Genomic DNA, 12,726 nt, shown 5'->3' with positions numbered 1-12,726 from the left:
TCGCCAAATTGAGTCAAAGTTACACTGGCGTTAGCCAAAGCGGCTAATTAACCATGGGAAAACTATGACAAAGAGAAAAATTCTCATTACAAGTGCATTACCATATGCAAATGGCCCAACTCATTTAGGGCATTTACTTGAATACATTCAGACTGATATTTGGTCTCGCTTCCAAAAAATGCGTGGTCACGAAGCGTACTATGTTTGTGCTGATGACGCACACGGCACGCCAATCATGCTAAATGCACAAAAGCAGGGCATCACCCCTGAAGAAATGGTCAAGAATGTAAGCGTAGAAAGACAACGTGACTTTGCTGATTTCAATATCGTTTTTGACAATTACCACAGCACACACAGCGATGAAAATAAAGCATTAAGTGAGCTTATTTATACACGCTTAAATGACAAAGGCCACATTAAAAAACGTACGATTTCACAGTTGTTTGATCCCGAGAAAAACATCTTCTTACCGGATCGCTTTGTTACAGGAACCTGCCCTACATGTGACGCTACGGATCAAAACGGTGATAGCTGTGACGCTTGTGGCGCGACGTACAGCCCTACTGAGCTGAAAGAGCCACGCTCTGCAATGTCTGGGGCAACACCAGTATTAAAGGACTCTGAGCATTTCTTCTTTGACTTACCAGCATTCGAAGGCATGTTAAAAGAGTGGCTACATTCGGGCAGCCTACAAGCTGAAATGGCAAATAAGCTGGAAGAATGGTTTGCAGAAGGCTTACAGCAGTGGGATATCAGCCGTGATGCTCCTTATTTTGGATTCGAAATACCGGGTGCGCCAGGTAAATATTTTTACGTGTGGCTAGATGCGCCGATTGGCTATATGGCTAGCTTTAAAAATCTGTGTGATAAAAGCGGTATCGATTTTGACGCTTTCTGGGGTAAAGACTCAGACGCTGAGCTATACCACTTTATCGGCAAAGACATCATTTATTTCCACAGCTTGTTTTGGCCTGCAATGCTTGAAGGCGCTGAGTTTAGAAAGCCAACCAATGTATTCGCACATGGCTTCGTAACAGTAAATGGCGCAAAAATGTCAAAGTCGAAAGGTACGTTCATTAAAGCTCGTACTTACCTTGAACATTTGGACCCTGAATATCTGCGCTATTATTACGCTGCGAAGCTAAACAGTGGTATCACTGACTTAGACTTAAACCTTGAAGATTTTGCCCAGCGCGTAAATTCAGATCTCGTAGGTAAAGTTGTAAATATTGCGAGCCGCTGTGCGGGTTTCATTACTAAAAAGTTTGCTGGCAAACTTAGCAATGAAATTATGGATGAAGCGTTGTTGGCTGAATTTAGTGCAGTGTCAGATACCATTGCGACCCATTATGAAAACCGCGAGTATAGCCGCGCTATCCGTGAAATCATGACGCTTGCTGATAAAGCAAACCAATTCATCGATGCTGAAGCACCTTGGGTACTCATTAAAGATGAAACTACGCAAGAGCGTGCACACCAAGTTTGCTCTCTTGGCCTAAACATGTTCAAAATCATCTTGACGTACCTTAAGCCAGTACTGCCAGGTATGAGTGCAAATGTTGAGCAGTTCTTAGCAACAGAGTTAAGCTGGGAAACCGTGGCCGAGCCATTGATTAATCATGACATCAATAAATTTAAAGCGCTGATGCAACGCGTCGATTTAGATAAGGTTAACGCCATGGTAGATGCTTCAAAAGAAAGCTTAGAACCAGCAAAACCCGCTTTGGATCCAAATAGCCCGCTAGCTAAAGAGCCTATTGCAGATGAAATCGAATTTAATGATTTTGCAAAAGTGGATTTACGCGTAGCTAAAATTGCTAAAGCTGAACATGTCGAAGGCGCTGAAAAGTTACTTAAACTAACACTGGATTTAGGCGGAGAAACTCGACAGGTCTTTGCTGGTATTAAATCTGCGTACGCCCCTGAAGACATCGAAGGCAAACTCACCGTCATGGTTGCGAATTTGAAACCTCGCAAGATGCGCTTTGGCATGTCTGAAGGCATGGTTTTAGCGGCAGGTCCTGGCGGTAAAGAAATTTATATTCTGAACCCTGATGAAGGCTCAGAGCCAGGCATGCGAGTAATGTAATAGCTTACACGCCGATTAGGACATGACATAGTGCTCATGTCCTTATTTTCTTTTCGAGTCAACTAACTCCCTAAGCCATCTTTCAACTGCAATTGTTTGAGCATGTCCTGTGTTCGGTTACCCAGTAATTTTAGCAGTTTTAATGCATGTTCTGGTGAATTCATAAAGCGATGTAAAAACACATCTTTATTGATAACCATAACAACAACATCTTGTTTAGCAATAACATCTGCCGACCTCGGTTCATCAGTAATTAAAGCTAACTCTCCGAGCATTCCTCCTTCTTCTACCGTCGCTACAACAGTATCCGTATTAGGCAGTTGTACTTGCGCAGCGCCTTCAATAATGACAAATGCTTCATTTCCTTCGGTCCCAGCAGAGATGATTGTTTCACCCGCTTTATAAAACCACCTTTGATAATCACAAAGAAAATCATGTAACTCATTTTGTCTTATAAAGTTAAGAAAAAAATCTTTTACTTCTGCGACATCTAAAATAAGCGGCAAAACTGCAATATTGACTTGCGGATCCATAAACTCGTCTGCAACTTGTTTAAAACCTATCCGCTTGAGCATATTACCTATTGCTGGGTTAATTGGTGCAACAACGTGGGTCACCCCTTTTGTCATCGCAAGATAGCTGGCCATTAAAATAAGCCCCATTGCCATACCACCTGAGCGATACTCTCGATCAATGCAAAACATACCGCCGTGCATCAAAACCGCACCATCAGGAATATGCTGTCTAAAGTCATAGTAGCTATCTGCTGGTAAGCCTTGACTGCTATCAATGGCTAACCTAAAAGCACCTACAGCTACGTTATCAAGCATAGAGACCAAATTAAATGTGGTTGGAAATGCATCAAAACGATCAAACACGCGCTGTTGAGAATTAGGTTCAATGTATCCTTCCTGCTCAACAAAAACTTTATATCTAAGCCTGAAAGATTCATCTATCAGACTTGTGGTGTCTGCAACCTTGATTTTTATTGGCATTCACTCTCCCCCTAGTACCTGATTGAACGGTCGCTGTAACGACATACTCACCTTGGTGCAAAGTGCAATTAAATACCGAGTAATAACAGCCTTTTCATAACCTAAACTGATAACCTCAAGTGCTTTGCGCAACAGCAGGTTCTTTATGCCAAAGCCGGCATCGCCCTCGCCTTGAACTAGCAAACAAAGCTTCCGATATTGGTTGGAGCTACTCGCTCACAAGCTTATAAAAATCCGGATGCATACTTACAAGCAACATACCCCGACACACAGTATGCGTCGTAGAGCTTGACTCTTGCTCTTTCATATTGCCTCAGCCGAAATTTTAAGGGCACATCTAACTGTAGTTCAATGCGCTCTCATTTGAAAAATAGAAATAATAAATATTACAAAGCAATTTTAATTTTATACTTTTATATTTCGATTTAAATAAAACATCGAGATATTAAAATACTGCTTCACATCTGATTATACTCAGGGTAAGGTTATTTATTAACAACATGTAAAAGGAATGAAAAATGAAACCTAGTATGATAATACCCTTATCTATTTTATTGAGTGCAAAAAGTTTGGCTGGAACCCTATTCTACGATACAGATGGTAATGCAGGCCGGGTAACCTATTATGACCAAGGCGCAATCGATGCCATGGTCACGCAGTCAAGTTCTGCCTATAATATACGGGTCTACACACCGCATTATCTAAATAACACACCTTGTCAGAAAGCCGCTATCTATGATGAAAACACCGACAAGCTATTGTCTCGTATGCGAATCGAGGGAAAAGTACTTACTGCCGAAATTCCCAAGGGTCACGAATATAGTGCAAAATATGTTGAAGCAGAATGTGCGGGTAACACAGACATTGTTTCTTTTTTCAGACACAAATTGGCGCCCGCTCCAAAAGTAAAGTTAAACAGTAATATAGAGGCAGCTCTGTGGTCAGAGGGCGATCACCTTTATCCAGGGTTTTATCAAGATGTAAGCTACAGCGCAATATTAAATATTGATAATAGTGAACCAGATGGTTTTTGTTTTGCATCTAGTATTGAAAGTGATTCTCCCCTTTCTTTGGCTTCAAGACACAGTAAAGGGTTTTATAGCGATGTCTTATCTTTCAATGAGGCAGTCCAATATGATGCCAGAACTGGATTAATAGCGGCTCAAGTTGTTTGCCGAAATACCGGGGGAACGACCCGGGTAACTGAAATTTGGAAAATCGCAAAAGACAATATTAACTTAGATATTTCGACTAATATAAATTAATTAAAATAGTCTAGACACCCTTCCTCATTTTAATGAGGGAGGGCTATATTCAAACAAGGCTATCAGTGGTAATTGGCACTTTTAGTTTTATTTCTAAACCTTTATTAGGCTTCGACCAAGCTGATATCTCTCCTTTTAATAACTGAGTAACTAAGTTATAAACAATATGCATTCCTAACCCACATCCACCTTGGTTTCGTTTTGTCGTCACAAAGGGATCAAATAGCGTGGTTAGGCTTCGCTCATTCATGCCTATTCCATCATCTTTATATGTCAAAGACCAACTCCCTTCCAGCTGTTGAATATTGACGCTCACCTCTCCTTCCTCTTTGCCTTCAAAACCATGCAAAATAGTATTGTTATACAAATTGGTTAGTATTTGATATAACGCACCAGGGTAAGTGTTTACATTTATCTCTCCATCCCCCTCGATTGCCAACGTTATTTGCTTACCATTTGCCAAAGGGCTGAGTGATATAAAGACATCTTCAACATACTCTTTAACATTAATCTCCCTTTGCACCTCGCTTGAGTGGTCAACCGCAACTTGTTTAAAATTGCTAATTAACTCTTTAGCACGATCTAGATTACGACTCATAAGCAAATAGCCTTCTTGCTGCTCTTGAATCGATGACTCCAATTCAGACTGTTTTAATGTCTGATTTTCTAGTTTGGTCGCAACTGTTTTAAGGCTTTCTTGATTGTACGAAATCGCAGTTATTGAAATTCCTAAAGGGGTATTTATTTCATGGGCAATGCCAGCAACAACATTACCCAAAGACGCCATTTTTTCACTTTCAATTAACTCTTGTTGAGTGCGTTTTAGTTCAATCATCGCCTGTTCGAGCTTTTGGTTTTTTTGATAAAGCTCATCAGTTCTAACTGCAACTTTAATCTCCAAACCTTCATTTAACGATTGCAATGCATTTTGGTGCGCTTTGAGCTCTGCAATATCCTTTAGCGCACCAGCAAGGCGTACCACCTTACCATGGCAATCTCTACTTACCACTTTTCCGCGTTCAAGTACCCATGTCCAATCATCGTCAACAGTTTTTACTCGAATCGCTATTTCATATGTATCCTGCTCCCCCTCCAAGCAAGACTCAAGCTTTTCCTCCCAGCTTATATAATCTTTTGGATGAATGAACTGAACAGCATCATGAACCGACATGGTAGACTTGCACTGTCCATACGCGATGCGTGGTTTAACACTATGACGATAAATTTTGTTGGTACTTATGTGCCAGTCCCACATCTCATCTTGGCTAGCCCAGAGGGAAAGCTCCAAACGCTCTTGTAATTCGTTCATGATTTTATTGTCATTAACTACCTGCTGAAATCGCTTTTGACGCTGCCTAAACCACACTAAGAGCAACAATGTCGACAATAAAAAGTAGCCTGCTTTTGTATAATCATTCCACCACCAAGGCGCATTAATTCTAATGTCAAAATGATGTACAGGTGAAATTTGGTTGAAGCGATTAATGGTATAGGCCTGTACTTGATATTTTCCTGGCGCCAACTTAAGTAAGTTTATCTGCCTAACCCCATCGGCCAACTTAAGCCATTGTTCGCTAAGCCCTAAAATACGATAGAAAAACCTCAAGCCTTCTGAGCCATAATCCAAACTTGAGTAATGAAGTGAAACAATGTCTTGGTCATATTCAAGTTCAAGATACGTAGTCAGCTCTGGGGCCAATTTGAGTTCTTTGTTGTTAGATGGGTGAAGTGTACGGCCTAACAATTCAATATTAGAAATTAATAGCGGCCTTATTATTGGAGATATCTTGATCTCTTCTGGGTGAAATTGGTTAAACCCGTTCGACCCTCCGATAAAAACCCGACCGTCAGGAGCGAGCCAACTTGCGTTGTAATTAAACTCGTTGCCTTGTACGCCATCTACCGGAAAAAAGTTATCAATTTTAAAGTCATGGATATTGATTCGAGACAATCCGCCACTGGTGCCAAACCAAATATGATTTTGTTTATCATACAAAAGCGCCCAAATGGCGCTATTTGCCAAACCATCAGACCGTTTTATCGCCTTAACAACGGAAAAGTTACTATCGACTATCGAAATGCCTGTTTCACTCCCAGCCCAGATACGGCCAAAACTATCTTCTTGCAACATAAATACAATATTTGACGCCAATGAGTCCGCAATGGTTAGCTGCAAAAGCGTACCGTCTTCATATTTAAATAGACCATCTCCAATGCTGCCAAAAATAAGGGCATCACCTTGTTTTAATAGTGATGAAACATGGCTGGGCGCCTTATCTTCAAAAGGCAAAAAGGGTTCAAGCTTGTTGGTTTTTTCGTTGAAGTAAAGCAGCCCCATAGTGCGAGAGCTCATTAATACCTTGCCTTCAAACTCAATGATATCATTGAAGCTCAGTTCAGGGCCTTTGCCAATATCTGGAATGATATTAATTAAATCCCCGCTGTCTATGTTCAGACGGTACATACCCAAGCCTCGTGTCGCGATCCACATATGCTCGCCTTGGATATGTAATTTAGTAATGAACGCACTTTCCATTACAGAGACTTTTGGAAATACTTGTTGAGCTTGCTCAAACCCTGCGCCATCGAAAAAATATAACCCTGAGGATGTGGCCAGCCACAACCTGTCGTATCTATCCAGTGCAAAATTTCTGATATCAGGCTCAGGAAGAGACCTGTCAGGGTAGTTAAACGCGCTAACGTGCCCAAAGTTTTCACTTAACTGACTAATAAAGTGTAAGCCACTGGTTTCCGTTCCAAACCACAAGTCTTGGTTGCTATCGACAAGGACGGACAAAATACTGTTATCTTGTAGGCCAAGTCCTTGACCCTCATGTTTAAACCAGTGCTTTTTAAATTGACCTTTTAAGTCGTATAGGTATACCCCAAAGTTACTTCCTACAAACAGTTTATCTGTCGATATGTGTAATGTATTTAACTCCAAACCCGCTTGGCTACCGACCTCTATTTCCCACAAGATACGCTCGTACAGCACATCGTAGCTAAGCAGTTTATTGTCTTTTGTGATCAAGAACGCCCGCTCGCCACGTAAAGCCAAGTACTTAAAGTCACCGGCGAGCAGCAACGCGCTTTTGCTTGATTGCATACTGAACGTCATAAAACCACGCTCAGAGATATAGTAAATCTGACCATTATATGTGATTGCATGACTGGCAAAACGACCTTCTAATTTTATGGATTGAGGCACGAGGGATACTTTATCTATCACATAAAAATCGTGGTTTTCAGTTGAAACCGATATATAGTTTCCGCTGCAATTGAGGCTTTTTACCCGATCAGAGCTGATCGCTTGATAATTTTCTTTCAAAAAGCTTTGAAATCGACCTGTTACCGTGTGGTAAGCACTTAAACCTGTACTTGTTGCAATCCAGACAGTTTCTCCACTGTGACACAGCCCGGTGACAAATGCACCGGCTAGTGCATTGGGATCTTGTTGTTTACTGGTAAATTGCTTGAACTCATGACCATCAAAGCGATTGAGCCCTGCTTGAGTACCAATCCAAATATAGCCTAATTGGTCCTCCGTCAGTGCCATGATTGTTACTTGGCTCAACCCAGATTCATAGTCGAAGCGGCGCATTATCTGCGAAGTGTCGGTAAAAACAGGGCTGGCTCCTGCGTGACACGCAGTGGACAGCAGACATACAGAAAGTATGCGTTTGCTCTGGTTATTGTTTAATATCCAGCAAAGACACATCATACAAAAGCGCAGTATCGATAGCATAAATGCCACTTAAGTCACTATACTTACAGGTAACTATAGCAAAAGTTGTGTTTAGCGCTTCTATACTTACGTGATTAGTTCAGTTCGAATTGCGTCACTTCACCTGTGCCATGCAGTAAGGTGTAGTTTTTCAGCTTACCTTCCTCCATACGCACTAAGCTTATCGCCGAGTCTGACACCAAGTAGCGCCCATTGCCGTAGTCAGATTTGTGTTTTGACACAGCTAGCTGCCAGCGTTTCGTAAATATATTAAACGGACTCCAAGTCGAGAATAGCGCGATATCCAATTTTTCTAGAATCGCCAGCAACCCTTTTGGAAACTCATTTTTAATACCCGATGCAGTCAGTTGCCAAATTCGATTGTGGTGACGACCGAATCTTGCCTGTACAGAAAAGCAAAACGAATAGTGCACATCTCCAGAGAGAATTATTGTCTCTTTGGGCGTATCTTCACGTTTAAATATGTCGATAAGCTTTCTTGCTGCGCCTTCGTGAGCCATCCAGTTCTCTACGTCAACTGCCAAAGGTTCACCGCAGGTGTTAAAAATTGCCTGAATGGTTTCAATAATTTTTACACCAAAAACAGGTGCAGGACTCACTAATAAAACACTTTCGTGATGGATTAATACATCCTGTAAATCCATTAGGCTTTCCCAGTCCATCAAACCACTCGGTTCATCAAAATCCTGTTCACTACGCCACCTATGCGTGCGCGTATCGATCACCACGACTTTTGGCGTTGTATCCAAGCAATAGTGCCATTGACCAAACCGATTTATAGCTCTGTCAAACTTATCAAATTGCCATACATCATTTTGAAAAGATTTTAAAAAACCAGGAAGTAAGTCACCCGAGACGCTCTGGGCGTCGTTGCCTAGCCCTTGAAACAACCAATATGCAATCAAGCCATTATTAATGATACGCTTACTAACGGAAGAGTTAGCGACGTTTTGCTCCCACCTCGGTGTTAAATTCCAATCATCTGTGACGTCATGATCATCAAACATCATCAATGTAGAAATATTCGCCATTAACCTTTCCACTTTAGGGAGTGTGGCAATATAGTCTGTTAATGCTCTTGATTCAGCCTCAAATAATGTTTGATTTTTCGCGTTGAGAGTGTCGCTTTTAAAGCCAAAAGGTTCTACTAACTTCCAAGCCTCAGAGCTAAAATTCAGAATATAAAAAGCGACAAACTCTTCAAAAGAGATTAGGTGATTACCCGCTTTTACACTTGAAAAATGCGGCTCATCTTTACGGGTCCAGTAGCCTAGCGTTAGTTTGCTTCGATTTTGCCAAGGCTCCTTTGGCAGGTGTCCATCTCGTATATATAATTGCGATGCCAACTCGCTGGGCAAAGACAGCTCCAAGGGCAGTTCTTTGTATATCCCAAGTACACTTATCAATTGATGCACAGCCACAAGCATAGGGCCTGCAACATCATCGGCGTAAACTTGATCGCCGGATAAAATTAACAAGCTAGGACGTTCATCGCTATTTTTATAGCTGTTGGCGACATAGGCATCGGCTTCTGCCAAACTATCCTTGCTAGGGTGATGCGGGTTTCTGCAAGAACCATGTAGAACATGAGTGAGCACCTTAGGAACAATTAATGTTGGCGACGCCTGATAACTAAACCGAGAAAGGTCAACAGCAACCGTGTTGTTATATACTTCATACGGCAATTCTATATCCGTTGAAAACGCTTGTCCTTGCGGACGGACGTTCAGAAATATGAGATATAACGCCTCCCCAAGCTGTATATTGGTTTGCTCAACAGCTGTTTTATAGCCAGCAAACTCCACAACCAGATTAACCAGTTTAGTCGTAACAAACTGAAAACTAATAAGGTGAGGTTCTGCTCTACGGACCATTGGCCCGCAGAGGAATAGAGGTAGATTAGCTTGATTCACTGATTCGATTACGACTTGCTAGGCTAAATAACTGATAGAAGTTGTGGGTCGTCGCGTGAGCCAGCTCTTTGAACGATAAACCTTTTAGGTCAGCAATAAAATAAGCGACGTCCTGTACATAGGCTGGCTGATTAGTTTTACCACGGTGCGGAACAGGCGCTAAATAAGGAGAGTCTGTTTCAATTAACAGTCTATCTAGAGGCAGCTTTTTAACAACCTCTTGCAACTCTACTGCATTTTTAAACGTCACAATCCCTGATATTGAAATATAAAAGCCCATATCTATCGCTTTTTTCGCCATATTCCAGTCTTCAGTAAAGCAATGTAAAACTCCGCCGCAATTTTGCGCATTGTGAGCTTTCATAATGTCAATGGTATCTTGACGGGCATCACGCGTATGAATTATGAGTGGCTTATTGAGCTCATTGGCAACATCAATGTGCCCTGCAAAGCTGTCCTGCTGAACTTTGTGAGTGTCCTTAGCGTAGTAGTAATCTAGTCCTGTCTCACCGATTGCAACCACGCGGTCGTGCTGCGCCAACGACAACAACTGAGCTTTATCTAAAGCCTCCTCTTGATTTAGCGGATGAACGCCACATGAAGCAGACACATCATCAAAGGGTTCGATTACGCGTAACATATTTGGAAATTGATCTAACGTAACACTAACACACAGAAAGTGCTCTACTTGCTTATCGCGGGCAGCTTGTAATATTTCTGGCAGCTCGCTCTTTAATTTATCAAAATCTAAGCGGTCAAGGTGACAATGTGAATCTACTATCATTACTACTTTCTTACATCGTATAGGTTGGTTTATCAAGATTGAGCGCAGTACCCAACATTTTTACTATTTTATCATTTACCAGCTCAAACTCGGCATCAAAGCACACACCTACACCAGGCGGATTCGAGTTTTGTGCACCCTGTGGTGTGATCCAAACAACCTTGCCTGTTACTTCCTCTTCTTCAAGCGCATCAGGCAACATTATTCTCATTGAGATCGGCGTCCCCATATCGAAACGACTATTGGTTTTAACAAATATCCCACCGTTTTTCAAATAAGGCATGTAGCTTCGATAAAGCTCGTCGTTGTCTTCGATATCAACTAATAGTTCTTGCACTGTATTCAATCCTGTTTTAATACTCGCTGTAGCCCAAACACCAAATTAGACAGACTCAATGTTTTATTAATGCCCAAAATCCTGTGATGATCGGACATGTATTTTTCAATTTGCACAGTGCAATTGTGAAATTGAACAAACCCAATGTTTTGAGCCGTGAGTTGCTGTTTAATCACCTGCATTAGAAAACGCGCAAACACCGATAATAAGGATGCATCTTTTGTAAGCGTCGTTTCTAGTGCATTTACATCAGAAATGCTAGCAATATCATGGGAAACTTTCCACAGGTAATCCACTTCAGAAATGACTTCTAGCTGTGCCCATTTGCTTAGCAATAAGGGTTGATCTGAGAAAATATCAACCCAAGGGTACGCACTGCTGGAGATCCCCTGCTCCGCTAACCACTGCTGTGAAACGCGTTTGTCTGTTATAGACACTTGGACTTGATTGCAACGACTCAATACCGTTGCCTTTACTTTAGATACATCATTACAAGTCATCAGGATATATCGTTTTGCCGCTGGCTCTTCGAGTGTTTTTAGAAGGGCGTTAGCAGCCGATTCAGTCATTTTTTCGATTTGCTCAATAACGACTACTTTGTTCCCACCTTGCTGCGCAGAATGGAAAACAAATTCGTTAAGCGTCCTGATTTCATCGACTCCAATACTGCTTGAGTCAGCCGAAAGATAGAGTAAATCAGGGTGATTTTGCGCCTTTATTAACAAGCAGCTTTTACATACACCGCAACTCGACAGCGCCTCGACACTATTGACACATAATAACCCTTCACTTAATGCGCGAGATAACTCACTCTTGCCCACCCCTTGTAACCCATGGATCAGCTGCGCATGATGAAAACGACTTCTGGCAAAGCTTTCTTGCATTCTAAATTGCACTGGTTCTAGCCAAGGGTACATTATGCTACGCCTTTTTTACAAACATACGTCATTACTTTTGTGCCATTCGGGCATCGACTGCCTGTAAACATTGCGCGAGTACATCTTCTGCTGAATAACTTGCGTCTATTACTGTAAAAGATTCCGGAGCCGCCTTTGCCTGAATCAAGTAACCATCACGTGCTCTCTTTAAAAAGTCGAGTTTTTCAACTTCCAAGCGATCTAGACCTTCACCTCTTTGCTGGACACGCTGCAAGCCGATTTCAGGATCAAGATCTAAGATAATATTAAGGTCAGGTTTAAAGCCGTTTAATGCTAAGTCATTTATGGTTTTTATAACTGACAGGTCAATGCCTCTTGCATAATGCTGAAAACTAAAAGTAGCGGCATCAAAACGATCAGATATTACGATTTTACCCGCTTCTAGCGCTGGCTTTATTTTTTCTTCTATATGTTGTGCTCGAGCAGCGCCAAACAGCATCAGCTCTGCTAAATCTGTCATTTGAGGTGTATTCGGGTCTAAAATGACTTCTCTAATTTTCTCCCCAATTTCAGTTCCGCCAGGCTCCCGAGTCAAAACGACTTCATACCCTTTTGAAATTAGATGCGCCTCAATACCCTTAATAACTGTTGTTTTGCCAGCACCATTACTGCCATCACAAACGAACATGAACCCTTTGCTCATCTTTGTACTCAAATAAT

The 12,726-nt window shown here is 41.6% G+C and carries 10 protein-coding genes; 2 read left to right on the top strand and 8 right to left on the bottom strand.

Features of this window, described 5'->3' with window-relative positions; all coding sequences use genetic code 11:
• The first annotated feature begins 64 nt into the window (after positions 1 to 64).
• Positions 65 to 2,089 (top strand): methionine--tRNA ligase, encoded by a 2,025-nt coding sequence (metG, locus tag N483_RS13505; RefSeq protein ID WP_023399298.1) that lies wholly within the window; start codon positions 65 to 67, stop codon positions 2,087 to 2,089.
• 62 nt (positions 2,090 to 2,151) lie between these two features.
• On the opposite strand, the gene N483_RS13500 is transcribed toward metG, so the two are convergent.
• Together N483_RS13500 and N483_RS13495 are read right to left on the bottom strand one after the other, a co-directional pair.
• Complete coding sequence (locus N483_RS13500) at positions 2,152 to 3,084, bottom strand: N-acyl amino acid synthase FeeM domain-containing protein (RefSeq protein WP_023399297.1); 933 nt, start codon at positions 3,082 to 3,084, stop codon at positions 2,152 to 2,154.
• Positions 3,085 to 3,267, bottom strand: coding sequence for a hypothetical protein (locus N483_RS13495; protein WP_036976119.1), 183 nt, complete (start codon positions 3,265 to 3,267; stop codon positions 3,085 to 3,087).
• A gap of 335 nt (positions 3,268 to 3,602) precedes the next feature.
• Here N483_RS13495 and N483_RS13490 point away from each other — a divergent pair, with 335 nt between their 5' ends.
• Positions 3,603 to 4,349, top strand: a complete 747-nt coding sequence (locus tag N483_RS13490) for a hypothetical protein (RefSeq protein ID WP_023399296.1) — start codon at positions 3,603 to 3,605, stop codon at positions 4,347 to 4,349.
• 49 nt (positions 4,350 to 4,398) lie between these two features.
• On the opposite strand, the gene N483_RS13485 is transcribed toward N483_RS13490, so the two are convergent.
• The 6 genes from N483_RS13485 to tmk all read right to left on the bottom strand — a co-directional run bounded on the left by N483_RS13485 (position 4,399) and on the right by tmk (position 12,709).
• Positions 4,399 to 8,094 carry a two-component regulator propeller domain-containing protein gene (locus N483_RS13485; RefSeq protein WP_231105461.1) on the bottom strand — a complete coding sequence of 1,232 codons (3,696 nt, stop codon included), beginning with the start codon at positions 8,092 to 8,094 and terminating at the stop codon, positions 4,399 to 4,401.
• A gap of 74 nt (positions 8,095 to 8,168) precedes the next feature.
• Positions 8,169 to 9,968 carry a PhoD-like phosphatase gene (locus tag N483_RS13480; RefSeq protein ID WP_023399294.1) on the bottom strand — a complete coding sequence of 600 codons (1,800 nt, stop codon included), beginning with the start codon at positions 9,966 to 9,968 and terminating at the stop codon, positions 8,169 to 8,171.
• A gap of 25 nt (positions 9,969 to 9,993) precedes the next feature.
• Positions 9,994 to 10,791 (bottom strand): TatD family hydrolase, encoded by a 798-nt coding sequence (locus tag N483_RS13475; RefSeq protein ID WP_023399293.1) that lies wholly within the window; start codon positions 10,789 to 10,791, stop codon positions 9,994 to 9,996.
• A gap of 10 nt (positions 10,792 to 10,801) precedes the next feature.
• On the bottom strand, positions 10,802 to 11,128 hold the full coding sequence (locus tag N483_RS13470; RefSeq protein ID WP_023399292.1) for a PilZ domain-containing protein: 327 nt from the start codon (positions 11,126 to 11,128) through the stop codon (positions 10,802 to 10,804).
• Positions 11,129 to 11,133: 5 nt separating this feature from the next.
• The gene (gene holB / locus N483_RS13465) at positions 11,134 to 12,045 is read right to left on the bottom strand and encodes a DNA polymerase III subunit delta' (RefSeq protein ID WP_023399291.1); all 912 of its coding nucleotides are present in this window, start codon (positions 12,043 to 12,045) and stop codon (positions 11,134 to 11,136) included.
• Between the two features lie 31 nt (positions 12,046 to 12,076).
• A complete protein-coding gene (tmk, locus tag N483_RS13460) occupies positions 12,077 to 12,709 on the bottom strand; it encodes a dTMP kinase (RefSeq protein WP_023399290.1) in 633 nt (210 codons plus the stop codon).
• Positions 12,710 to 12,726 lie beyond the last annotated feature (17 nt).

The sequence above is a fragment of the Pseudoalteromonas luteoviolacea NCIMB 1944 genome, assembly GCF_001625565.1.
Lineage (GTDB): Bacteria > Pseudomonadota > Gammaproteobacteria > Enterobacterales > Alteromonadaceae > Pseudoalteromonas > Pseudoalteromonas luteoviolacea_F.
Note: the sequence above shows the minus strand (reverse complement) of the source record. Positions and strands in the feature narration are given on the sequence as shown.